The sequence below is a fragment of the Mesorhizobium huakuii genome, from assembly GCF_014189455.1.
GTDB lineage: Bacteria > Pseudomonadota > Alphaproteobacteria > Rhizobiales > Rhizobiaceae > Mesorhizobium > Mesorhizobium huakuii_A.
On the sequence record NZ_CP050296.1, the window covers coordinates 5,080,085 to 5,104,379 of the forward strand.

22 protein-coding genes and 2 pseudogenes are annotated in these 24,295 nt (G+C 63.4%); 17 read left to right on the forward strand and 7 right to left on the reverse strand.

The genetic code is table 11. The features are described 5' to 3' along the window. The first annotated feature begins 140 nt into the window (after positions 1-140). Complete coding sequence (locus HB778_RS24415) at positions 141-1,307, forward strand: acetyl-CoA acetyltransferase (protein WP_183457646.1); 1,167 nt, start codon at positions 141-143, stop codon at positions 1,305-1,307. Positions 1,308-1,387: 80 nt separating this feature from the next. After that, complete coding sequence (locus HB778_RS24420) at positions 1,388-2,392, forward strand: asparaginase (RefSeq protein ID WP_183457648.1); 1,005 nt, start codon at positions 1,388-1,390, stop codon at positions 2,390-2,392. Between the two features lie 9 nt (positions 2,393-2,401). Here the strand turns inward: HB778_RS24420 and HB778_RS24425 are convergent. Further along, positions 2,402-3,779: pseudogene (locus HB778_RS24425) on the reverse strand (TIGR03808 family TAT-translocated repetitive protein). Between the two features lie 120 nt (positions 3,780-3,899). Between HB778_RS24425 and greA the strand changes: the two are divergent. Further along, the gene (gene greA, locus HB778_RS24430; protein WP_183457650.1) at positions 3,900-4,373 is read left to right on the forward strand and encodes a transcription elongation factor GreA; all 474 of its coding nucleotides are present in this window, start codon (positions 3,900-3,902) and stop codon (positions 4,371-4,373) included. A gap of 11 nt (positions 4,374-4,384) precedes the next feature. On the opposite strand, the gene scpA is transcribed toward greA, so the two are convergent. Together scpA and HB778_RS24440 are read right to left on the reverse strand one after the other, a co-directional pair. After that, positions 4,385-6,508 carry a methylmalonyl-CoA mutase gene (scpA, locus tag HB778_RS24435; protein ID WP_183457652.1) on the reverse strand — a complete coding sequence of 708 codons (2,124 nt, stop codon included), beginning with the start codon at positions 6,506-6,508 and terminating at the stop codon, positions 4,385-4,387. Next, positions 6,505-7,947 carry a methylmalonyl-CoA mutase subunit beta gene (locus tag HB778_RS24440; RefSeq protein WP_183457654.1) on the reverse strand — a complete coding sequence of 481 codons (1,443 nt, stop codon included), beginning with the start codon at positions 7,945-7,947 and terminating at the stop codon, positions 6,505-6,507. The genes scpA and HB778_RS24440 overlap by 4 nt, the downstream gene beginning before the upstream one ends. A 289-nt stretch (positions 7,948-8,236) precedes the next feature. Between HB778_RS24440 and HB778_RS24445 the strand changes: the two genes are divergently transcribed. Beyond that, on the forward strand, positions 8,237-9,784 hold the full coding sequence (locus tag HB778_RS24445) for a helicase HerA-like C-terminal domain-containing protein (RefSeq protein ID WP_183457656.1): 1,548 nt from the start codon (positions 8,237-8,239) through the stop codon (positions 9,782-9,784). A 38-nt stretch (positions 9,785-9,822) separates the two neighbouring features. Here HB778_RS24445 and HB778_RS24450 read toward each other — a convergent pair whose 3' ends face one another. After that, complete coding sequence (locus HB778_RS24450) at positions 9,823-10,860, reverse strand: LacI family DNA-binding transcriptional regulator (RefSeq protein ID WP_183457658.1); 1,038 nt, start codon at positions 10,858-10,860, stop codon at positions 9,823-9,825. 273 nt (positions 10,861-11,133) lie between these two features. On the opposite strand from HB778_RS24450, the gene HB778_RS24455 reads away from it, so the two are divergent. The 9 genes and pseudogenes from HB778_RS24455 (at position 11,134) to HB778_RS24495 (ending at position 18,722) form a co-directional block, all read left to right on the forward strand. Next, positions 11,134-11,619: a hypothetical protein gene (locus HB778_RS24455; protein WP_244661598.1), complete on the forward strand. Its 486-nt coding sequence runs from the start codon at positions 11,134-11,136 to the stop codon at positions 11,617-11,619. 38 nt (positions 11,620-11,657) lie between these two features. Next, positions 11,658-12,926, forward strand: coding sequence for an IS256 family transposase (locus HB778_RS24460; RefSeq protein ID WP_183457400.1), 1,269 nt, complete (start codon positions 11,658-11,660; stop codon positions 12,924-12,926). A 38-nt stretch (positions 12,927-12,964) separates the two neighbouring features. Next, a pseudogene (locus HB778_RS24465) lies at positions 12,965-13,561 on the forward strand (sterol desaturase family protein); the annotation flags it as partial. An 89-nt stretch (positions 13,562-13,650) separates the two neighbouring features. Beyond that, positions 13,651-14,616, forward strand: coding sequence for a sugar ABC transporter substrate-binding protein (locus HB778_RS24470; protein WP_183457660.1), 966 nt, complete (start codon positions 13,651-13,653; stop codon positions 14,614-14,616). A 256-nt stretch (positions 14,617-14,872) separates the two neighbouring features. Further along, positions 14,873-15,874 carry an ABC transporter permease gene (locus HB778_RS24475; RefSeq protein ID WP_183465211.1) on the forward strand — a complete coding sequence of 334 codons (1,002 nt, stop codon included), beginning with the start codon at positions 14,873-14,875 and terminating at the stop codon, positions 15,872-15,874. Next, complete coding sequence (locus HB778_RS24480; RefSeq protein WP_183457662.1) at positions 15,874-16,698, forward strand: ATP-binding cassette domain-containing protein; 825 nt, start codon at positions 15,874-15,876, stop codon at positions 16,696-16,698. Before HB778_RS24475 ends, HB778_RS24480 begins: the two co-directional genes overlap by 1 nt. 105 nt (positions 16,699-16,803) lie before the next feature. After that, entirely contained in the window at positions 16,804-17,115 is a 312-nt protein-coding gene (locus tag HB778_RS24485) for a MocE family 2Fe-2S type ferredoxin (protein WP_096456187.1), read from the forward strand. Between the two features lies 1 nt (position 17,116). Further along, entirely contained in the window at positions 17,117-17,899 is a 783-nt protein-coding gene (locus tag HB778_RS24490; RefSeq protein ID WP_183457665.1) for a hydroxypyruvate isomerase family protein, read from the forward strand. Between the two features lie 10 nt (positions 17,900-17,909). After that, positions 17,910-18,722 (forward strand): 3-methyl-2-oxobutanoate hydroxymethyltransferase, encoded by an 813-nt coding sequence (locus HB778_RS24495; RefSeq protein ID WP_183457667.1) that lies wholly within the window; start codon positions 17,910-17,912, stop codon positions 18,720-18,722. An 83-nt stretch (positions 18,723-18,805) separates the two neighbouring features. On the opposite strand, the gene HB778_RS24500 is transcribed toward HB778_RS24495, so the two are convergent. Then, a complete protein-coding gene (locus HB778_RS24500) occupies positions 18,806-19,636 on the reverse strand; it encodes a L,D-transpeptidase (protein ID WP_183457669.1) in 831 nt (276 codons plus the stop codon). A gap of 168 nt (positions 19,637-19,804) precedes the next feature. Further along, positions 19,805-20,467 carry a haloacid dehalogenase type II gene (locus HB778_RS24505; protein WP_183457671.1) on the reverse strand — a complete coding sequence of 221 codons (663 nt, stop codon included), beginning with the start codon at positions 20,465-20,467 and terminating at the stop codon, positions 19,805-19,807. Positions 20,468-20,621: 154 nt separating this feature from the next. Between HB778_RS24505 and HB778_RS24510 the strand changes: the two genes are divergently transcribed. From HB778_RS24510 to HB778_RS24525, 4 genes are all read left to right on the forward strand, one after another. Continuing rightward, on the forward strand, positions 20,622-21,500 hold the full coding sequence (locus HB778_RS24510; protein ID WP_183457673.1) for a branched-chain amino acid aminotransferase: 879 nt from the start codon (positions 20,622-20,624) through the stop codon (positions 21,498-21,500). A gap of 175 nt (positions 21,501-21,675) precedes the next feature. Next, positions 21,676-22,275: a superoxide dismutase gene (locus HB778_RS24515; RefSeq protein WP_183457675.1), complete on the forward strand. Its 600-nt coding sequence runs from the start codon at positions 21,676-21,678 to the stop codon at positions 22,273-22,275. Positions 22,276-22,435: 160 nt separating this feature from the next. Further along, entirely contained in the window at positions 22,436-22,873 is a 438-nt protein-coding gene (locus HB778_RS24520; protein WP_183457677.1) for a c-type cytochrome, read from the forward strand. A gap of 9 nt (positions 22,874-22,882) precedes the next feature. Beyond that, a complete protein-coding gene (locus tag HB778_RS24525; protein WP_183465212.1) occupies positions 22,883-23,827 on the forward strand; it encodes a cytochrome c in 945 nt (314 codons plus the stop codon). A 7-nt stretch (positions 23,828-23,834) separates the two neighbouring features. Here the strand turns inward: HB778_RS24525 and HB778_RS24530 are convergent, their stop codons facing one another. After that, entirely contained in the window at positions 23,835-24,224 is a 390-nt protein-coding gene (locus tag HB778_RS24530; RefSeq protein WP_095204295.1) for an SET domain-containing protein, read from the reverse strand. Positions 24,225-24,295 lie beyond the last annotated feature (71 nt).

Below are 24,295 nucleotides of genomic sequence, written 5' to 3' on the forward strand. Positions count from 1 at the left end.
GACGCGACTACGACCTGTACCAAGCGATTGTCGGCTTCCGGCCCTTCACGGCTCCGGCAAGAATGTTTATATTTGAACAATAAAGGCGAAGAGCGCCATGAGCCCGATATGCTAGGCTGGCGCCAAGGATGGAGACCGCCATGACCGCATGTATCGTCGGCTGGGCGCATTCGCGCTTCGGCAAGCTCGAGGGCGAGACGCTCGAAAACCTGATCGTCAAGGTCGCGACGGACGCGCTCGACCATGCCGGCATCGGTCCGGACGAGGTCGACGAGATCGTGCTTGGCCATTTCAACGCCGGCTTTTCGGCGCAGGATTTTACCGCCAGCCTGGTGCTTCAGGCCGACGACCGGCTGCGCTTCAAGCCGGCGACGCGTGTCGAAAATGCTTGTGCGACGGGATCGGCGGCGGTCCGGCAAGGCATTCGCGCGATCGATGCCAACGCTGCCCGCATCGTGCTGGTGGTCGGCGCCGAGCAGATGACGACGACGCCCGGTCCCGAGATCGGCAAGAACCTGCTGAAAGCATCCTATCTGCCGGAGGATGGCGAGACGCCCGCAGGTTTCGCCGGCGTCTTCGGCAAGATTGCGCAGGCCTATTTCCAACGTTATGGCGACCAGTCGGATGCGCTCGCCATGATCGCGGCCAAAAACCACAAGAACGGCGTCGATAATCCCTATGCGCAGATGCGCAAGGATTTCGGCTACGAATTCTGCCGCCAGGAGAGCGAGAAGAACCCCTTCGTCGCCGGCCCGCTGAAGCGCACCGACTGCTCGCTGGTCTCCGACGGCGCCGCCGCCCTTATCCTCGCCGACACGGCGACCGCCCTGAAGATGCGCCGCGCCGTCGCCTTCCGCGCCAATGAACACGTGCAGGATTTCCTGCCAATGTCGAAGCGCGATATTCTCTCCTTCGAAGGCTGCGAGCAGGCCTGGACCCGCGCGCTGAAGAACGCCGGCGTGACGCTCGATGATCTGTCCTTCGTCGAGACGCATGACTGCTTCACCATTGCCGAACTGATCGAATATGAGGCGATGGGGCTGGCCAAGCGCGGCGAGGGCGCCAAATTGGCGCTGGACGGCACGACGGCGAAGGACGGCCGCTTGCCGGTCAACCCCTCGGGCGGGCTCAAGGCCAAGGGCCATCCGATCGGCGCCACCGGTGTCTCCATGCATGTCTTGACTGCCATGCAGCTCGTCGGCGAAGCCGGCGGCATCCAGGTGCCGGGCGCAAAACTAGGCGGCATCTTCAACATGGGCGGCGCGGCCGTCGCCAACTACGTTTCCATTCTCGACCGGATCAGGTAAACCGCCCGCATTACAGCGCGGCGCGCCTTTTGGGGCGCGCGCAAAGGACGCTGTAACACTGGGATTTGGCGGGAGGGTTCATGACAAATCCGGTTCTGATCGAAGTCTTGCGCGGTGCGATCGTCGAGAGCGCGCATCGCGGTGCCGTCGCGGTCTTCGATGCCGATGGCAAGCCGGTCCTGGAGATCGGCGACACCTCGAAGCCGGTGTTTCCGCGCTCGGCGGTCAAGGCCATCCAGGCCTTGCCGCTGGTCGAAACGGGTGCTGCCGATGCCTACGGCTTCGGCAACCGCGAGTTGGCGCTGGCCTGTGCCTCGCATTCGGGCGAGCCGGCGCATGTCGAACTGGCGCGCTCCATGCTGGCCAAGGCCGGGTTGGACAAGTCAGCGCTTGAATGCGGCGCGCATTGGCCCTCGAACCACGACGCCGAGATTGCACTCGCCCGCACCGGCGATTTGCCCAATGCGCTGCACAACAACTGCTCAGGTAAGCATTCCGGCTTCCTCTGCACCTGCGTGCACTCCGGCATTGCGCACCGCGGCTACGTCAAGGCGGGTCACGCACTGCAAGAGATGGTGCGCGACGCCATGCAGTCGGTCACCGGCGCTGTCCACGGCGCCGATGAGCGGGCCACCGACGGCTGCTCGATCCCGACCTATGCGGTGCCGCTCAGGAGTTTCGCGCTCGGCTTTGCCCGCATGGCGACGACAAACGGTTTTGGTCCAGAACGGGCCAAGGCGGCGAAGCGGCTGCTCTCAGCCTGCATGGCGGAACCCTTCTTTGTCGCCGGCACCGGCCGCGAAGACGTCGCCCTGATGGAAGCAGCACCGGGCCGGATCTTTGCGAAAGGCGGCGCCGAAGGCGTCCACTGCAGCGCAATACCTGAACTTGGCCTCGGCATAGCGATCAAATGCGATGATGGCGCCGGCCGCGCCAGTGAAGCTATGGTCGCCGCCGTGCTGGCCAAGCTGCTGCGTGCGGACGAGGCTCTGGCGGCGAAGCTTATTGAACTGGCAAACGCACCGATCAAAAGCCGGATCGGAGCCACAGTCGGGGCGCTGAGGCCTACGGCGGCCTTGAACTAAAAGCTGCAATCAGCTGACGCGGTTGCGCTCGACCGTCAGATGCGCAAAGCCGCTGTTGCTTAGCTGGGTGAGGTCTGCCGTCACCGGCTCGGCCCATCGCTGACCGATGACGGCGCCGTTCAACGCGCCATCGATGACATTGTCGGAGATGACGGCCGTACCCGCGCCCTCGACCACGCTGACGACGATGCCCGTGCCGGCCTTGCGGATGATGTTGCCGGTGGCCACGACATTGCGCAGATACGGCCCCCCAGCCGATCGACATGCCGTAGAGCGGCGCGTTCTCGATGACGTTGTTGGAAGCGATGGTGTCTGCCTCGACGGCAATGCCGACACCGAATCCCGGCGGATCGGCTGTGTAAGGCCCGCTGGTCGACAAATTGCGCACGATGTTGCCGGAGCAGACACCCATGCGGCCGCCTTCGTTGAAGTTGACGATCGAGATGCCGTTGGCCGCGCCGTCGACGATGTTGTTGCTGATGACGGCGCCCTCGAAGGAGAATTCGGAATAGACCGCGGTCTCGCCCGAGCGCGAGCAGGTGTTGCCTGAAATCTGCAGATTGCTTGAGCTATTGGCGCGGATCGCCGAGAAAGCGCAGTCCGAAACGACATTGCCTGAGATGATGACGTTGCCGGCGCGGAAGGCATTGATGCCATTGCCGTTCTGGCCGGTTCCGCCGCTGCGCGCGCCGATCCGTTCGACACGGTTGCCGGTAACCATGGTGCCGTCCTCCGCCGCCTGCCAGCGATGCACGAGGATGCCGCCATTGGCACAGTCGGAGACGGTGTTGTCCGTGATTGCCAACCCGGCTGCCTCGACCGAATAGATGCCGGCGTCCGCCGCGCCCGATATGTCCGAGCGTTCGATGCGGCCCGCCGCATGTTCCAGCGCCACTCCGTTCTTGCCGCTGCCGGTTATCTGGCAATTGTCGACGACGAGATGGCCGACCCGGCGCAGGTCGAGCAGTCCTTGCGCATAGTCGCCCATCGAGCGATTCGAACCGTCGAAGACCAGCCCGCTGAGTTCGATATGGTCGGCCTGTTCGGCCATGAAGAGGTGGCCGTCGCCGCCATAGACGATCCGCGTGGCGCCCGGCACGCCGGAAAGACGCACGCGGCTGGGCAGCGAGAGATTGGACACCACATAGGTGCCTGCCGGCAGGAACGCCGGTATATCGCGGTCGTTCGAGTCACGCAGCAGCTTGGCAAAGGCCTTGCTCTGATCGTCGAAGGTGCCGGGTTGTACGCCGAGTTCGGTGGCATTGATCGAGCCGCGCATCGAAGCTTTTTCGATACCGGTCAGGCTGGCTGCCGCCGCCTTGCCAAGCGCGAGGCCCATCACGGCAAAGCCGGCGGTTTGCGTCAGCAGCGTTCGTCTGTTCAACATCGGCACAGAATCCCAGTGTTCATCTCCGATGTCGCAGGAATCGTGCCAGATATTCTGTTCCTTTTCGCGAAGCATCGACAATGGCTTGTCGAGTAGCCACTCGGCGCCTAAGTTCAGGAGATGAGCAGAGCTTTTACCCGCGAAGAAGACAGCGAGAATGCCATTGCTGGTGTTGGTGAGCGGCCGATCAGCACGCACCGCAATCTGGTGACCGAGCGCGGCCTGGCGCAGATCGAAGACAATCTGGCCGATCTGCGCGACATTCTGGCGAAAGCCGAGAAGAAAGCCGATCGCGAGCGCATCGCGGTGGTGTCGCGGGATTTGCGCTATTGGACCGCCCGGCGCGAAAACGCCGAGCTTTCCGTGCCGGAGCCCGGCAGCGACGTCGTCCGTTTCGGCATGGGCGTCACGCTGGAAGGCGATGACGGCAAGAAGGTGCACTGGAAGATCGTCGGCGAGGACGAGGCCGATCCCACCAAGGGCACGATTTCGCATGTGTCGCCGATGGCGGTCGCCCTGTTCGGCAAGAAGGTCGGCGACCTGGCTGCGGTCAACGGCAAGGAATGGGAAATCGTCAAGCTGTCGGACAGTTAGAGTAGCATAGCCTAGTTGGCTGCCAGCAGCCGATCCATCAACCGGTCCGCCGCCTCGGGAATAACCGTCCCCGGCGGGAAGATTTCCGCCGCGCCGGCTTGCAGCACCGCGTCGTAATCCTGCGGCGGGATGACGCCGCCCGCCACGATCAGCATGTCGCCTCGACCAAGCTTCTTCAGCGCGTCGCGCAACTCCGGTATCAGCGTCAGATGGCCTGCCGCCAGCGACGAGGCGCCGATGATATGGACGTCGTGCTGGACCGCCAGTTTCGCGATCTCTTCCGGTGTCTGGAACATCGCGCCGACGGTGACGTCGAAGCCGAGATCGGCGAAGGCCGTGGCGATCACCTTCTGCCCGCGGTCGTGGCCGTCCTGTCCCATCTTGGCAACGAGGATGCGCGGCTTGCCGCCGTTTTTCTTCTCGAAAGCTGCGAGCTTGTCCTGCAGCCCGTCGACCACGGGATTGTCGCCAAGCGCCTTGCGATAGACGCCGGAAATGGTCTGCACCACAGCGACGTGGCGGCCAAAGGCTCTTTCGAGCGCAAACGAAATCTCGCCGACTGTGGCATTGGCGCGCGCGGCGCGGATGGCGAACTCCAGCAGGTTCTCATTGCCCTGTGCAGCGCGGGTCAGCGCATCGAGCGCGCTTTCGACGGCGGCAACCTCGCGCGTGCCCTTCAGCCGCTGCAGCTTCGACAATTGCCGGGCCCTGACTTCGGCATTGTCGATTTTCAGCACATCGACCTCGATATCATTCTCGGGGCGATGCGCATTGACGCCGACCAGCATCTGCTCGCCGGAATCGATGCGCGCCTGCGTGCGCGCCGCCGCTTCCTCGATGCGCAGCTTCGGGATGCCTTGCTCGGTCGCGGCGGCCATGCCGCCGAGAGCCTCGATCTCCTCGATATGGCTCAGCGCGCGCGCCGCCAGGTCGTGGGTCAGCCGTTCGAGATAGGCCGAGCCGCCCCACGGATCGATGATGCGCGTAGTGCCGGATTCCTTCTGCAGGATGAGCTGCGTGTTGCGGGCGATGCGCGCCGAATGGTCGGTCGGCAGCGCCATCGCCTCGTCGAAGGAATTGGTGTGCAGCGACTGGGTATGCCCTTGGGTCGCGGCCATCGCCTCGATCATGGTGCGGATGATGTTGTTGTACGGGTCCTGCGCCGTCAGCGACCAGCCGGACGTCTGGCAATGGGTGCGCAGCGACAGCGAGCGCTCGTCCTTCGGCGCAAAATTCTTCTTCATCAGCGTCGCCCACAGCAGGCGCGCGGCCCTGAGCTTGGCGACTTCCATGAAGAAATTCATGCCGATCGCCCAGAAGAAGGACAAGCGTGGCGCGAAGCGATCGATATCGAGGCCCGCCGCGACACCGGCGCGGGCATATTCGATGCCGTCGGCGATCGTGTAGGCGAGCTCCAGGTCGGCCGTCGCCCCGGCTTCCTGCATGTGGTAGCCGGAGATCGATATCGAATTGAACTTCGGCATGTTCTTCGACGTGTAGGAGAAGATGTCCGAAACGATCCGCATCGAGGGTTTCGGCGGATAGATGTAAGTGTTGCGGACCATGAACTCCTTCAGAATGTCGTTCTGAATGGTTCCGGCCAGATCCTTCTGCGCAACGCCCTGTTCCTCAGCCGCGACGATGTAAAGCGCCATGATCGGCAGCACCGCGCCGTTCATCGTCATCGACACCGTCATGTCACCGAGTGGAATGCCGTCGAAGAGCTGTCGCATGTCGAGGATGGAATCGATGGCGACGCCCGCCATACCGACATCGCCGGCAACGCGCGGGTGGTCGCTGTCATAGCCGCGATGTGTGGCGAGATCGAAGGCGACCGACAGGCCTTTCTGGCCGGCGGCAAGATTGCGCCGGTAAAAGGCGTTGGACTCCTCGGCCGTGGAGAAACCGGCATATTGCCGGATCGTCCAGGACTGCTGGACATACATGGTCGGGTAGGGGCCGCGCACGAAGGGCGGCAGGCCCGGATAGGTGTCGAGATGCGGCAGACCCTTGAGATCGCCCTGATTGTAGAGATGCTTGACGACAAGGCCTTCTGGCGTCACCTGCTGGCCCTTGACCTCGACCGGCGCGCGACGCGGTGGCGCCCAGCCGACCTGACTGAAATCCGGAATCAAGAGGCGGCCCCGATGGATTGGTCGATGCGAACAGGAGGGAGAGGTTCGCACAGGACGACGCCTTCGATGAAGGCAGGCCGCTGCTGTGCGTCCAGCGTCTCGACCGGACGCTCGGCCTTCTGCGGATAGAGCGTTGTGCCGATGATCGCCCGCTCACCGGACTTAAAGGCGGCGTCGCGCCGAGCGGCCGCGGCGCGAACGCGCTTCTGGATGTGTCCGTCCCGAAGGCTGAACAGCACACCTCCCTCGGCCTCGATCGTCTGCAGCTCCGCCCAGGCGGCTTCGCAAAGGTCTGACGTCAGCGCTTCGACCGCGCCGGACCCATAGGCGGGATCGGCGACATGGTCGACATGGCTTTCATTGGCCATGATCAGCTGCGCGTTGCGCGCGACGCGGCGGGCAAAAGGCGCCGGCAGGCCGTGCGCGATCGTATGCGGCAGGATGGAGATCGAATCGGCTCCCCCCGCCGCCGCGGCGAAACAGCCGATCGTCGTGCGCAGGATGTTGGTCTCCGGGTCCAAAGCCGTCATCATGCGAAAGGAAGTCTCGGCATGGATGTTGGCTGTCGAGTTGGGGATCGAGCAGGCCTCCTGCACCCGTGCCCACAGCCTGCGCAGCGCCCGGACCTTGGCCATCGACAGGAACTGGTCCTGGTCGACGCTGAGCGCGAAGCCGATATGCGGTGCTGCATAGACGAGCGGTTGCCGCGCCTTCTCGAACATTCTGAGATACGAGACAGCCGAAGCCAGCATGATGCCGAGCTCCTGCGCCTCCGTGGCGCCGGCATTGTGGAAGACGCGACCGTCTGCCTCCAGCAGCACGCCCGGAACGCCCATCGAGAAGAAATGTGCCAGCGATTGCGGCATCGATTCCTGCAGCGCCTCGATCGACATGCGCAGCCGGCCGGTGCCGGCAAGGATAGCCGCCGGATCGATGCCGAAGGACAGGTTGAGTTTTGCCGGGTCGGAGCGGCGCTTGCTCAGGAACGCCACCAGCCAGTCGGCCATGGGGCGGCTCCAGGGGTGGGTGTCGATGCGGATCTGGATCCGGTTGAGGGGCACGCCTTCCAGCACCGTCTCCAGCGCCTGTGCAGTCCTCGGCAGACCGTAGCCGAATGCGTTCGGAGCACCTTCGAAGACAAGCGACAGTCCCGTTGCGCCCTGCGCGATATCGTCCAGGACCTGCGCCTTGGCGCGATCGACATCAGGATCATCGACGCGCTGGCTGACGATCCAGGGCGATCGGGGATTCGCGCGCACGATCGGCTCGGCCCCGGTCGAACGGTCGTAGAGCGGCTCGATGCGGATGGTGTCGTCGGTGTGCGAAACCAGCTTTTCCTCGAAGGATGCGCCGGCCAACGCCTTTTCCGCCAAGGCCAGCCAACGCTGGCGCTCCGCGTTCACAGGTTCTGCATCCTTGGTCAAGGCTCCGGCGCCCATCCATCTTCCTCATTCATGTGGCCGCACCAGCCGGGCGGTTCAGTCTACGGTCCCCGGTCGGTTATCGCAATGCACGTCCCGGGTCCGAATGCGATCCATTGGATATAGGTCGGCTTGCGTGGACGAACCATGAACGATTGCCAAACGCCAGCAAAATCCGCAAGTTCCAAAAATCCGATTTCGGCGATAGGCCCGCTTTGGACAATTGTCATTGTCGCTGTGCAACAGCCTCACTATACCTTCGGGCAAAGGCTGGCTTTTGACACATCAATTTGCGGAGACCCTGGATATGGCTGACGACACCAGTATTTTCATCGGCGCCAGCCGCAAGCCCGACGACAGCTATCAGCGCCCCGAGGAATTGCTGCTGCAGTATGGGAATCGGCATGGTCTGGTGACCGGGGCCACCGGCACCGGCAAGACCGTCTCCTTGCAGATTCTGGCCGAAGGGTTTTCGAATGCCGGCGTGCCGGTGTTCTGCGCCGACATCAAGGGGGACCTGTCGGGCATCGCCATGATGGGCACGGCGCAGGATTTCCTGGTCAAGCGGGCCGCGCAGGTCAAGCTCGACCCCTACGACTTTCAGGAATTCCCCGTCATCTTCTGGGACCTGTTCGGCGAGCAGGGCCATCCGATCCGAGCCACCATCTCGGAAATGGGACCGCTGCTCCTGTCGCGGCTGATGAACCTGACAGACGCGCAGGAAGGCATCATGAACATTGCCTTCCGCATTGCCGATGAAGAGGGTCTGCTGCTTCTCGACCTCAAGGACCTGCAGGCGTTGCTGGCCAACATCGCCGAGCGCGCCGAAGAGATCAGCGCGCGCTATGGCAATGTCACCAAGCCGTCGGTGGGCGCCATCCAGCGCACGCTGTTGGTGCTGGAGCAGCAGGGCGCGGCGAACTTCTTCGGCGAACCGGCCCTGCGAATCGCCGACATCATGCGCACCACACGTGACGGCCGGGGCGCCGTCAGCGTGCTGGCCGCCGACAAGCTGATGATGAACCCGCGGCTCTACGCGACCTTCCTGCTCTGGCTGATGTCGGAGCTGTTCGAGGAACTGCCCGAAGTAGGAGATCCCGACCAGCCGAAGCTGGTGTTCTTCTTCGACGAGGCGCATCTGCTGTTCGACGAGGCGCCAAAGGTGCTGATCGACCGCGTCGAGCAGGTGGTCCGCCTGATCCGTTCGAAAGGCGTCGGCGTCTATTTCGTCACGCAGAATCCCCTCGATATCCCCGAGAAGGTGCTGGCCCAGCTCGGCAACCGTGTTCAGCACGCGCTGCGCGCCTATACGCCGCGTGAGCAGCAGGCGGTGAGGACAGCAGCCGAGACGTTCCGGCCGAATCCCGATTTCGACTGCGCCACCACCATCACCCAGCTCGCCACCGGCGAGGCGCTGGTCTCGACACTTGAGGACAAGGGTGTTCCATCCATGGTTCAACGCACCTTGATCCGTCCGCCGTCGTCGCGGCTCGGGCCGATAACCCCCGCCGAGCGGCAGAAGCTGATCGCGGAGAGCCCCGTCGCCGGCCAGTACGACCAGGTCATCGACCGCGAATCGGCCTTCGAGATCCTGCAGAAGAAGACCAGGGAGGCACAGGACGCCGAAGAGCAGGCGCAGCAGGCGGGCACTGGCGGTTCGCGCTGGACCATTCCAGGCTTCGGCAATGATGATCCCGCACCGCAGTCCGGTGGCCGCCGCGCACCGGCGCCGCGCCCCTCCAATCGCCAGACGGTGGCTGAAGCCGCGATCAAGTCGGTGGTGCGCTCGGTCGGCTCGTCGGTCGGACGCGCGATAGTGCGCGGCATCCTGGGGAGCCTGGCGCGCGGGCGTTGAGTCGCGCCCAGGGTCGGCAGCGAGTCGGGCGCAGCCTGCTAGATGTTTTCGCGGGTGTAGATCTCGAAGGGCAGGATGTTTGTAAAACTCCCGCTTTCGTTCGGTGCTGAGACAGCGCGGATCATGCCAGCCAGGGTCTCTTGCGCGATGCGGGCGAGGGGGTGCGAGATGACGAAGGTCAGCGTGCCGTCGAGTAGCGCCGGGCGGGTCGACTCCATCAGTTCATAGCCGACAACGACGAGGCTTCCGGCCCTGCCGGTGGAGCGCAGGGCGGCAATAGCGCCGGTGATGCCGCCGCCGGCGACATAAAGACCGGACAGATCGGGATTTTCGTTCAGCAGCTTTTCGGTCATCTCCTGCGCGATGGCGCTGGATTCGAAAGTCAGCAGCGGCTCGAGCAGGGTGAAACCAGGGGCGTGCTCGCGAAAATAGGAGCGAAAGCCGCTCTCGTTCATCTCCTGGCAGCGGTAGCGGTGGTTGCCGACGAGGATGCCGAGCTTGCCGGGCGCGCGGCAGACATGTTCGAACACCCAGGCCGCTGTGCGGCCGACCTTCCAATTGTCCAGTCCGATGTAGCGCACATGTCCGGTCGCCGAAATCTGCGAGATCAGCGCAAACACCGGCACGTTGCGGGCATGCAACGTGTCCACCGCCTGGGTGACGAGGGGATGGACCGCGGCGACGACGCCGACGGCGTCGCATTCGGTGCCGAGCGCCAGCATCCGCGAGGCGACATTCTGCGGCGACAGGTCGTCCAGAAACTCCGTGCGCAGCTCTATCTCGCAGTCGGGCATGGTCGGCGCCACCGCGCGCAGCGCCTCGGCGATGTTGCGGTAGAAGGCGCGGCCGGGCTGGTGCAGCAGGAAACCGAACCGGCAGCGCGGTCGGGCGGCCGCCACGCGGCTGCGCAACGCGCCCATGCCGTAGAAGCCGATCTGCTCGGCCGCCAGCCGGACACGCTCGCGCATGCCCTGGCGGACGGCGCCTGAGCCGCTCAGCACGCGGTTGACGGTAGCCACCGAAACATTCGCCTCGGCGGCGACATCCTTGATCGTTGGCCGCTTGCCCTGATCCATTTTATCTCATCGGCCTGTCGCAATTGATACAAAGATATCATTCTCCGAGCGAGATTGATATGAATGAAACAATCAATTTGGAACAAACATTCTATTCTTGATTCATTTTGGATCAAGATGCTTATCTCGGGGAAATCAAGCAAGGCGGAAGCACCGCCAGCCTAGGGATAGCAGCAGCACAGCGCGGACGAGCTTCTCGCCCACCGCCCTCAGGGCGGTGTGAGGCAGCAGCGCGCTGGCGGCCATCCCCAGGCATGGCGGGTGGAGGATTGCATGGACGATCTCAAATACGGCGTGCGCGACAAGCGGGGCGACTGGAAGCCGAACGGACGCATCGAGGGCGCGCCCTTATGGAACTGGCCGCCCAGGCTGCCTAAGATCCTGGCCTGGCTGCCCGGCTATATCTGGCCGTGGAATGCCTTCCACATGGCCACCGCACTGCTCTACTGGTTCTATATCGTCCCGAGCGTCGAGACGATGAAGACCATCGGCTGGGGCTGGGCGCTGTGGCTCTATGCCGTCAATGCCGCTGCGATCCTCGTCTTCTACGGCATTTTCGAGCTGCGCTACTACATCAAGCGCGCCCAGGCGACGCGGTTCAAATACAACCACAAATTCCCCGCCGATGCGCCCTCCGACGTCTTCTGGTTCCAGAGCCAGAACCTCGATAATTTCCTGCGCTCGTTCTTCATCACCATTGAGCTATGGCTGAAACTGGGTGATGACGGTTTGAGAAGGGCGGCGTATCGAGGCGGGTGATGAAGCCTGCCAGAACCTCTCAAGGAGAGCGATACGCCATGAACGAGACTATCAACATTGTTCGCCTTCGTCAGCCCGACGAAATCGATGATCCCCTGACGGATGTGCTTCGCACCGGCGCGCGCAAATTGCTGGCGCAGGCGATCGAGATGGAGGCCGAAGCGTTTCTTGCCGAGATGCGGGATCTCAAGCTTCCGGACGGACGTGACCGGCTGGTCCGGCACGGTCACGGGCCGGAGCGGAGCATCCAGACGGGGATCGGGGCGGTGCCCGTCAGCCGGGTGAAGGTCCGGGATCGCGGCGCGAACGGTGAAGCGGAGCGCATCCGTTTTTCCTCATCGATCCTGCCGAAATGGGCGCGTCGGACACGAAGTCTGGATGCGCTTCTTCCCGTTCTCTATCTGCGCGGCATTTCGACGGGCGACTTTCAGGAAGCTCTGGCAGCTCTGTTGGGCAAGGAGGCGCCGAACCTCTCACCCTCGGTGATCACGCGACTGACGGCGGAGTGGGGCATCGAATACGATCGTTGGCAAAAGCGCGATCTTTCGGCGCGCCGCTATGTGTATGTGTGGGCGGACGGGGTCTACCTGCAGGCCCGGATGGAAGATCATGCCGAATGCATGCTGGTCCTGATCGGCGCCACGCCCGAGGGCAAGAAAGAGCTGCTCGGCTTCCAGACCGGCATTCGTGAGAGCGCACAGAGCTGGCGCGAGCTGCTGGTCGACGTCAAGCGTCGTGGCCTGCAGATCGCGCCCGATCTTGCCGTCGGCGACGGCGCGCTTGGCTTCTGGAAAGCGCTCGATGAGCTCCTTCCCGGCACCAAGCACCAGCGATGCTGGGTGCACAAGACAGCCAACGTGCTCAACAAGGTGCCGAAATCGGTGCAGGCCGCCATGAAGACGGACTTGCGCGAAATCTTTTCCGCCCCGAACCGAGCCTCAGCCGAGACGGCGATTGCCGTCTTTGTCGAGAAATATGATGCGAAATACGGCAAGGCGGTCGACTGCCTGACCAAAGATCAGAATGCCTTGCTGGCGTTCTACGATTTCCCCGCCGAACATTGGGATCATCTGCGAACGTCCAATCCCATCGAGAGCGTCTTTGCGACCGTTCGCCATCGCACGGTGCGTACCAAGGGCTCACTCTCCTCGAAAACCGCCAGGCTGATGGTCTTCAAGCTGGTCATGGCCGCGGCCAGGACGTGGCGACGACTGAAAGGACAAAATCAGTTGCCTAAACTCATCGCAGGTGCAACGTTCCAGGATGGAATCGAGGTCATTGAACTGAAGCCGCAGAGCGCCGCTTGATCAGCCTCGTCACCCAAATTGCAGCATAGCTCATCACCATTCCCCTATGGACGGTGGTCGAAGTCATCTTTCTCTGGTGCTTTGCCAATGGCTACGTGCCGTGGGTCGGCTGGTCGGATCACCCGGTGTATCTCGCCGCCCTTGTGCTGGTCGCGCCGGCCATCCACGAGGTGCATTTCTTCTTCATCCACCGCCTGATCCACTGGGGACCGCTCTATCGCTGGATCCATTCGGTCCACCACAATTCGATCAACCCGTCGCCCTGGTCGTCGCTGTCGATGCATCCGGTGGAAGGGTTCCTCTATCACGCGGTCGCCTTCTGGCACCTGATCATCCCGTCCAATCCGATCGTCGCGCTGTTCCAGCTGCATGTCGCCGGCTTCGGTGCCGTCAATGGCCATCTCGGCTTCGACAAGCTGGAAGTGACCGAGGACACGGCCGTCAACAGCCATGCCTATACGCATTACCTGCACCACAAATATTTCGAGGTGAACTATGGCGGCGACGGCCTGATCCCGCTCGATCGGTGGTTCGGCACCTGGCACGACGGCACCCGAGAGGGCGAAGCCATGATGGACGCCCGCTTCCAGAAAAAGAAGGAACGCATGAACGCCAAAGCCGCGGCGAACCATTGATCTAGCGACGCGCAACGGGAGAGAGGCGCGTCGGCAGATGAATTCAATTTTTTCTAACCCGTCTGACGACGGCAACCGGGAGGAATGAAATGAAAAATATCACGAAACTGCTGACGGCAATCATGCTTGCGGGCGTGGCGGCGACATCGGCCACGTCGGCAATGGCTGACGGGGCGAAGATCTTCGTCATCGGCGGCAAGGCGGACGACCCGTTCTGGTCGAAGGTCAAGAAGGGCGCCGACGATGCCGGCAAGGTCGCCGAACTGACCGGCGGCTCGGTGACCTGGCTCGGTCCGCAGAACTACGACAATCTCGGTCCGGACGCCGCCAAGCTGATCCGCACCGCGCTCAGCCAGAAGCCGAGCGCCATTGTCGGCCCCGACTGGGTGCCGGAAGCCATGGACGACGCTTTCAAGGAAGTCGTTGCGGCAGGTGTGCCGCTCATCATCTACAATTCCGGCGGCATGGACGCGGCCAAGCGGCTCGGCGCCATGAACTATGTCGGCAATGAGGAATACGCCGCCGGCCTTGGCGGCGGCACCTATTACGGCAGCCATGGCGCCAAGAACGTGCTGTGCGTCAACACCTTGCCGGGCGCCACCAACACCGAAGACCGCTGCAAGGGCATTGCCGACGCCATCGCCAAGAGCGGCGGCAAATCGAGCCAGTTGCCGCTGCCCTCATCCAGCTTCGGCAACCCGACCGCCGTCGCCGAGGCGATCAAGGCCGCCGTGCTGAAGGACAACACCATCGACGGAGTCATCACCATCAGCGCCGGCGACGCCAACAGCGCCGCCAACGCCATCAGCCAGGCCAATGCCGGCGACAAGGTCAAGCTCGCTTCCTTCGACATGGATGAGACCGGCCTGCAGCGCATCAAGGCCGGCACGCAGATGTTCGCGGTCGACCAGGGCTATCTCGCCGTGTCGCTGCTGAACGGCTTCGTCAATTATGGGCTCGACCTGCCGACCAAGCCGGTGCTGACCGGACCAGGGATCGTCGACGCTGCCAATGTCGACGCGACAATGGCCGGTGCCGCGGCCGGCGTTCGCTAGCGCTACGCCTCACCTTCTCCCTTGTGGGAGAAGGTGGATCGGCGCGTAGCGCCGAGACGATTGAGGGGTGGGTGACGGATCGCCGTCCTTGCCAAGCTGGAGCACCCCTCATGCGTCGCCTTCGGCGACACCTTCTCCCACAAGGGGAGAGGGGAGCCGCGTTTCAAGCCACAACGCCAGGGACATTTCGATGACATCCCAAGCCCACCACCAACCCGCCGCGGCAGCCACCGCGCCGCCCGCCCCGCACTCTTCGATGCCCTCGATCGGCAGCCTCGTGCGCCGGCCCGAGGTCGGCTCGCTGATCGGTATGATCGCCGTTCTGGTCTTCTTCTCGATCTTCGGCGGCGCCAATTTCATGTCGGCCGGGGGTGCTGCGAGCTGGCTCAACGTCGCCTCGGAACTCGGCATCATCGCGCTTCCCATCGGGCTGCTGATGATCGCCGGGCATCTCGATCTCTCCGTCGGCTCGATGGTCCCCGCCAGTTCGATGACCATTGCCATCCTGTCGGGCCATTATGGCCTGCCGATCGTCGTCGGCATCCTCGCCGCGCTTGGCCTGGGACTCGCCGTCGGCTTCATCAACGGCGTGCTGGTGATCCGCACCAAGGTACCGTCCTTCGTCGTTACGCTCGCCACGCTGTTCGCACTGGCCGGACTGACGCTCGGCATTTCGGTCATCCTGTCTGGCAGCACCAGCGTCGCGCTGAAGAGCGGCCCGACCGCCAAGCTCCTGTTCGGCGACTATCTCGGCGGCAAGTTCGAGGTGACGCTGTTCTGGTGGATCGCCGCCGTCTTGATCGTCGGCTTCATCCTGAATTTCTCGCGTTTCGGCAACTGGATCCTGGCCATGGGCGGCGACGCGGTGAGCGCCCGCAATGCCGGCATCCCGACCGATCGGGTGACCATCGCGCTGTTCATGAGCAGCGGCCTGTGCGCCTCCTTCGTCGGCATGTCGCAGGCGATCCTCTACAACAGCGCCCAGGTGGCCGCCGGGCAGTCCTTCATCTTCAACTCGATCATCGCGGTGGTCATCGGCGGCGTGCTGCTCACCGGCGGCTACGGTTCGGTGGTCGGTATCGTGCTGGGCACGCTGACCTTCGCCATCGTCAACCAGGGCATTTTCTACACCGGCTTCGACGCCAACTGGGCGAGCCTGATCATCGGCGTCCTGCTGCTGGCGGCCGTGTTGATGAACAACACCTTCCGCACCATGGCGCTGACCTATGCGCCGCGCACCAAACCGAGGGCACGCTGATGACCACGCCCCTGCTCAGGCTGACCGCAATCAACAAGTCGTTCGGTCCGATCGACGTGCTCCACGACATCTCGCTCGAGGTCAACCGAGGCGAGGTGCTGTGCCTGCTCGGCGACAACGGCGCCGGCAAGTCGACGCTGATCAAGATCCTCTCCGGGGTCCACAAGCCGACATCGGGCACGATGGAGATGGACGGCAGATCAGTCGCCTTCGACAGCCCACGCGACGCCAGCGACCATGGCATCGCCACCGTCCACCAGTTCGGCGGGACATTCCCGCTGATGAGCATCGGCCGCTCCTTCTTCGTCGGCGCCGAGCCGACGCGGCGCTGGGGACCGCTGACCATCTACGACCGCAAACGGGCCAACGAGATCGCCGTCACCGAGATGCGCCAGCTCGGCATCACCCGCATCGACGACGGCGACCGCCTGGTCGGCGGACTGTCAGGCGGCGAGCGCCAGGCACTGGCGATCGCACGCGCCGTGCATTTCGGCGCCAGCGTGCTGATCCTCGACGAGCCGACAGCGGCGCTCGGCGTCAAGGAGGCGGCGCATGTGCTGCGCATCGTGCTCCAGGCGCGCCGCAAAGGCATCGCGGTGATCTTCATCACCCACAATGTCGTCCATGCGCTGACCGTCGGCGACCATTTTGCCGTGCTCATCAGAGGCGCCAAGGCCGCCGACTTCCGCAAGGGCGAGAAAAGCCGCGAGGCGATCACCGACCTGATGGCCGGAGGCGAGCAGATGGCCGAGCTCGAAGCCGAGATCGAGAGCTTCTCCGCCACCGATGACGGGCATGCGCAGCACGGTGCGAGCCATGCATGATCAGTGAAGACGCCCATCTCCTCCTCCCGGGCATCTTCCTGGGCGGCCGGCGGAATCCCGCCGGCCGCCTTTTCGACCAACCAAAGAACAGACGGCAGAGTGACAATGGCGAAATGGATTGATGCGTGCGCGACCGATGACATCGACGAAGAGGACGTCATCCGCTTCGATCACGAGGGCCGGACATTCGCCATCTACCGCAGTCCCGACGATGCGTTCTTCTGCACCGATGGGCTGTGCACGCATGAGAAGGTGCATCTGAGCGAAGGGCTGGTTATGGAACACAGGATCGAATGCCCGAAGCACAGCGGCGTGTTCGATTACCGGACCGGCGAAGCGCTGCGCGCACCGGTCTGCGTGAACCTGAAAACCTACACCACGAAGGTCGAGGACGGCCGCGTGTACATCGAGGTCTGACATGTCCGATACGTTTACGCTCGCGGCTTGCGTCGAAATGCTCTGGCGCGACAAGCCGATGGAATGGCGCGTCAAGCGCCTCACCGAAATGGGTTTTCAGGTCGGCCTCTGGAACTGGCCCGAGCACGATCTCGCAATGCTGGAAAGGTCCGGCGCCACCTTCTCGATCATGAATGGCTATTTGCGCGGCCGGCTTGCCGATGACGAGGGCGCCGCCGAATTGCTCAAGACGGCGAAGGAGACGGCGGCGGTCGGCAAACGCCTCGGCGTCGCGCGGCTCAATCTGCACGGCACCGGGCTCGGCGAAGGCGGCCTGCCGGTCACGCCTTGCGAGACCGTCACCGGCGCCATGTGGCTCAAGGCGCGCGACACGCTGAACCGCATCGCCGACCTTGCCGAGGCGGAAGGCGTGACCTTCACGCTGGAGAATTTGAACCTGCCGGTCGACCATCCCGGCGTGCCGTTCGGGCGCGCGCAAGACACGCTGGCGCTGGTCTCGAGCGTCAACCGGCCTGGCCTGCGCCTCAACCTCGATCTCTACCATGCGCAGATCGGCGAAGGGAATTTGATCGAGCTGTGCCGCGCCTGCTTGCCCTGGATCGGCGAGGTCCAGGTGGCCGACGTGCCCGGACGCATGGAGCCGGGCAGCGGCGAGATCAATTACCGGGGCATCGCCCGTGCCTTGAAGGAGATGGGCTATCGCGGGCCAGTGGGCATGGAGGCGTTTGCCTCCGGCGATCCCGACGCCGCCCTGCAGGCCTTCCGCGAAGCTTTCACTGTCTGAGGGAAAAAGAATGGTTACCAAGAACAGCCGACCGACCGTCGCCGACATCCGAGCCATGAAGGGCCGCGGACAGAAGATTTCCATGCTTTACGTCACCTCGCTCGAAGAGGCGGCGGCGGCGGACGCGGCCGGCGTCGACATGCTTTCGATCGAGGGCCGCTTCTTCTCGCCCGAAATGCGCGAGGCGGCCGGCCGCTGCTTCGTCCAGGTCGGGCTTCCCTACGGCCCTGCCGGCAATCTGGTCACGGCGGAGGACTATCTGAAAACCGCCTACCACTTCATGCGCATCGGCGGCGATTGCTTCTACTGCGCCGCCTCGCTCGATATCCAGAAGACGCTCTGCGACAACGCCGTGCCGGTCGTCGCCCATGTCGGGCTGATCCCCTCGCAATGCACCTGGACCGGCGGTTTCAAGGCCGTCGGCAGGACGGCCGAGAGCGCGCGTGCCGTGTGGGACCACGTCAAACGTCTCGAGACCATCGGCTGCTTCGGCGCCGAGCTGGAGGTGGTGCCGGACCGGATTGCCGAACTGATCACCAGGACCACGCCGATGATCATGCTTGGCATGGGCGCCGGACCGCATGCCGACGCGCAGTATCTGTTCAGCGAGGACGTGCTCGGCCACACATCAGGCCACAGACCGCGCCACGCCAAGACCTACCGCAACTTCGCCGCCGAGTATGAGCGACTGCAGCGCGAGCGCATCGCCGCCTATCGCGAGTTCATCTCCGACGTGAAGACCGGCGCCTATCCCGAGCCGCAGCACGTGGTCGCCATCACCGACGAGGAGCTTGCGGCGTTCAGGGCTCCGCTTGGCCTCTGACGGATGCCGTCCCCGAAATCGTAGGCTGTGGGCGCCGGCACGCATGGAGGGAGCGACGGTTGTCCGCCGCTCCTTCGACAAACTCAGAAGATCGCGTTCGTGACCGCCTTGACCGGCCCGAGCAGCACCGATCCGTCCGGCACGCCGGCGTCGATCGGGATGGCCTTGTGGTTCGCCGTCGCTGCCGCCACCTGCGGCTGGCTGGCATCGCTGGTCACGATGACAGGGGTTTTCGACGGCACGCGGTCGTAGAGGTCGATGATGTCCTGGTTGATCAGGCGCACGCAGCCTGATGAGACCGACTTGCCGATCGACTTCCATTCCGGCGAGCCGTGCAGGCGGTAAAGCGTGTCCACATTGCCCTGGAAGAGATAGAGCGCGCGGGCGCCGAGCGGATTCTTCAGCCCACCAGGCATGCCGCCATTGTCGGCGCTGTACTGCTTCAATTCCGGCTGCCGGGCAACCATTTCATCCGGCGGCGTCCATTTCGGCCATTTCTGCTTCCACTGCACGACGGCGTCGCCGGACCATTCGAAGCCGGCGCGGCCGAGGCCGACGCCATAGCGGATCGCCTGGCCACCTGGACGAACCAGATAGAGGAAATGGCCTGTCGTATCGACGACGATGGTTCCCGGCTTCTGCCCGGTCGGGTCGGGAACGATCTGGCGCAGGAACTGCGGATCGATCCTGTCGACGGGGATGGCCGGCAGGTCGAAGCCGCCATCGCTGACGGCCGCGTACATCGACGCATAGTCGGCAAGAGGCGGCTCGACATAGGTTGGCGGCGGCGGCTCGACTGGCTCGGGGCCGGTGGTGGCGCATGCGGAAACCGCGATCGATGCGGCGCCCAATGCTGCGGCGTTGAGGAAGCCGCGACGGCTCAGGCGATAGGATTCGATTTCGGTTATGGACATGACTGCCTTCTTTAAGACTCAAATTGCAACAAAGCGTCAATACGCCGACGACCGTTGCAGGTGCCTGACAACACCTGGCGCGATAGGCGGTTCCGATTCTGGCCCGAACGTGGACAAACAAAGGCGAAGCTGTGACTGCGCCGCCACTGTGGCGCCTGGGACACAGGCCTAGCTGCCGGGCACCAAAGCTTCGAGGGTCGGCAGGATCAGGGCCGGCGGGAAGTCCCGGTACTCCTCGGGCTGATTGGAGCGGTTGATCCACACCGTGCGGAAGCCGAATTTGGTGGCGCCCGCAATGTCCCAGCGGTTGGAGGACTGGAAGGACACCGCGCCGGGATAGAGCCGCCAGCCGGTGGCAACCATGTCGTAGACCGCCGGATCTGTCTTGAAACGCCGCACCGCATCGACGGAATAGATGTCGTCCAGAACCTGGTCGAGCGCTGCGGATTTGACCGCCGCTTCCAGCATTTCAGGCGAGCCGTTGGAAAGGATCGCCAGCCTGGCTCCCGAAGCCTTGAGTGCCTTCAGCACGGCCGGCACTTCCGGGTAGCAATCCAGCCGCCAGTAGGCTTCCAGCAATTTTGCTCTGAGACCCGGATCTGCCGAAGGGACCTTGCGCAAGGCGAAGTCGAGCGCCTGTTCGGTCAGTTGCCAGAAATCCGCATAGGCGCCCATCAGCGTGCGCACCCAGGAATATTCGAGCTGTTTGGCGCGCCAGATTTCGGACAGCAACTGGCCATCGGGCCCGATCTGGTCGGCATGGCGGCGCACGGCGGCATGCACGTCGAACAGCGTGCCGTAGGCGTCGAAAACATAGGCGGCGTATTGCATGGCAACAGTTTTGAGGCGCGGCGGGGCAAGGTGCAAGCGTTGATTGCATCGCGCCCGACGCTGGCCTCAACAAAACTCCCCGATGCCCGTTGACGGCAGCGGCCAAAGCGTCATCCAATGTTGTCACACAAGATTGATCGGACGGGACAACGCAATGACACTGGCGGCAGCGGCGCAATCCGCGACATGGACTTTCGTCGACGGCGACTGGTACGAGGGCAATGTCGCCATTCTGGGCCCGCGCAGCCACGCCATGTGGTTGGGCACCAGCGTGTTCGACGGGGCGCGCTGGTTCGAAGGCGTGGCGCCAGACCTCGACCTCCATGCCAGGAGGGTCAACGCCTCGGCGATCGCGCTTGGCCTCAAGCCGAACATGCCGCCCGAACAGATCGTCGGGCTGACCTGGGACGGATTAAAGAAATTCGACGGCGAGACGGCGGTCTATATCAGGCCGATGTACTGGGCCGAGCATGGCGGCTACATGGGCGTGCCGGCCGATCCCGCCTCGACGCGTTTCTGCCTCTGCCTCTATGAATCGCCGATGATCTCGCCGACCGGGTTTTCGGTGACGGTGTCGCCGTTCCGGCGCCCGACCATCGAAACCATGCCGACCAACGCCAAGGCCGGATGCCTCTATCCCAACAATGGCCGTGCCATTCTCGAAGCCAAGATGCGCGGCTTCGACAATGCGCTGGTGCTGGATATGCTGGGCAACGTCGCCGAGACCGGAAGCTCCAACATTTTCCTGGTCAAGGATGGCCACGTGCTGACGCCGGCGCCGAACGGCACCTTCCTGTCCGGCATCACCCGCTCGCGCACGATGACGCTGCTCGGCGAGTACGGCTTCAAGACGACGGAAAAGACGCTGTCTGTTCGCGATTTCCTCGAAGCGGACGAGATTTTCTCGACCGGCAACCATTCCAAGGTGGTGCCGATCACCCGCATCGAGGATCGCAATCTGCAACCCGGGCCGGTGGCCAAGAAAGCGCGCGAGCTCTATTGGGATTGGGCGCATTCGAAATCGGCCGGCTGACGCGCTAGCCGGCCTTTTTGTCGCTGCCTGCTTGGCCGCAGGAAAACCGTGTGACAGTTTTCCGGAACCCGCTTAGAAAGGGGACCGGCGCTTCACTTCCGGAGTTGTCCCAGCTCAATCCAGACCTATGTTATCCGGTATCCACACCGGATTTTTCCACGAGGGAGTACTACCCATGGCTTTTGAATTGCCCGCTCTGCCCTACGACTATGAGGCCTTGCAGCCTTACATGTCGAAAGAGACGCTGGAGTATCACCACGACAAGCACCACAAGGCCTATGTCGACAACGGCAACAAGCTGGCCGCCGAGGCGGGCCTTGGCGACCTGTCGGTCGAAGAGGTGGTCAAACAGTCGTTCGGCAAGAATGCCGGTCTCTTCAACAATGCCGCGCAGCACTACAACCACATCCACTTCTGGAAGTGGATGAAGAAGGGCGGCGGCGGCAACAAGCTGCCTGAAGCACTGCAGAAGGCTTTCGACAGCGATCTCGGCGGCTATGACAAGTTCAAGGCTGATTTCATCGCTGCCGGCACGACGCAGTTCGGTTCGGGCTGGGCCTGGGTTTCCGTCAAGGACGGCAAGCTGGCGATTTCGAAGACCCCGAACGGCGAAAACCCGCTCGTTCATGGTGCCTCGCCGATCCTCGGCGTCGACGTCTGGGAACATTCCTATTACATCGACTACCGCAACGCCCGCCCGAAATATCTCGAGGCGTTCGTCGACAGCCTGATCAACTGGGATCACGTGCTGGAACTCTACGAAAAGGCGAAGTGATCGATCGACAGAAAGGCCCCGGCAACCGGGGCCTTTCTTTTCTGTAGCGATGTCGGTGGCTGCGAAGGCCCGGCAAAAATCGCCCGAGGGAAGGGAATATTCCGTCCGCCACTTCCGTTGACGTCCTGTCCCCCAATACCTTCATCGTGGAGCCAAATGAATGAGAAAGCTTGTCATCGCCATCTCAATGCTTGCCTTCGCCGGTTCGGCGGCCTTTGCCGATCCGATCCTCGACCGGCAGGCTCTGATGAAGGAGCGCGGAAAGATCGTCGGCGGCTTGGCGAAAGTGGCCAAGGGCGAGGATCCCTTTGATGCTGCAGCCGTGCTGACACAACTCCAGGCGTTGCAGGCGAATGCTGAGAAGCTCGACGTGGACGCGTTGTTCCCTGCAGGCAGCGATGCCGGCGACACCACGGCGGGTCCGAAGATCTGGCAAGACATGGCAGGCTTCAAGGCTACCGAGGACAAATATCTCGCCGACGTCAAGGCCGCGACCGCTGCTGCTCCCGCCGACGTTGATGCGCTGAAGGGGCAGATCAACACCCTCGGTGGCGATTGCGGCACCTGTCACCAGACCTACCGGGTCAAGAAGGGCTGATTGCCTGACATGGCATGGGTGAAGACGCTCGTCGGCGCGGCCCTCATCCTGGGCGGCGCCGGCGCGGCTGCCGGTTGGCTTTTGTCGGCACCGGTGAAGCTGGATGCGGCAGCCCTGGCACAACTCGGGCCGGGCGATGCGGGCAGGGGCAAGCGCATTTTCTATGCCGGCGGCTGCACCTCCTGCCACGCCAAGCCGGGCTCGCAGGGCGATGCGCGGCTTCGACTGGTCGGCGGCCTCGAACTCAAGACGCCGTTCGGCACTTTCGTTCCGCCCAACATTTCGCAAGACCCCAAGGACGGCATCGGTGCGTGGTCGGTCGAGGATCTTGCCAACGCCATGCTCAAGGGCGTGTCGCCGTCCGGTGAGCATTTCTATCCGGCCTTTCCCTACGCGTCCTACGCGCGCATGAAGCCATCGGACATTGCCGATCTCTACGCCTTCCTGAAGACGCTGCCCGCGGTCGCCGGCAAGGCGCCGGCCAATTCGCTCGGGTTCCCCTTCAACATCCGTCGCGGCATCGGCCTGTGGAAACGGCTCTATCTCGGCGACCAGCCGGTTGTCGCCTTGGTCGATGGTACGCGCGATCAGGTGGTGGCCGGCCGCTATCTGGTCGAGGGCCCGGGTCACTGCGGCGAATGCCACACGCCGCGCGACTTCGCAGGCGGCATCGAGAAAAATGAATGGCTGGCCGGTGCGGTGGCCGCCGAAGGCTCGGGCATCGTGCCCAACATCACATCGGGCGGCGGCCTCGGCAACTGGTCGGAAGCCGACATCGCCAACTATCTCGAAACCGGTTTCACGCCGGATTTCGATTCCGTTGGCGGCGCGATGGTCGACGTGCAGCGCAACATGGCTGAGCTGACACAAGAGGATCGTGCTGCGATCGCCGCTTATCTCAAGGCCGTGCCGCCGCACCCGAACGGCTATCCCGCGCGCAAACCGGCAAGCTGATTATCGACTAGAGGTGGCGATCACCCAGGAAATCGAAGCCCGTCTCGAAGAAATGATTGTAGTTGCAGGTCAGTTCCTCGCCGGGTGCGATGTCGCGCAAGGCGTAGGTTTCCTCGGGCGAGGAGACATCGCAATTCGGCTCGTCGTCATGGTTCATGTAGCGGGCGTCGTCGGCTTCGAAGACGATGTAGGACGGATCGCGCCGGTCTGGGTAGGAATAGCGGTCGAGGTAGTTTTTCACCGGCCCGGTCTCGCCCTCATAGGTCTCGACGTCGATGATCCGGTCGAAGCGGGGGTCGAGCTTCCAGATCAGCGTGCCCTTGGGGATGTGGTGCTTGGCAAAGACACCGATGCCCTGGATCGGCGATTTGTCGAGATAGACGTCGACGAGCAGCATGATGGACCCTTGTGCGCGTGTGGGCTTCGTGGCCCCGGGAAAGTCGTGCATTGGGTAACGCGCGACCATCG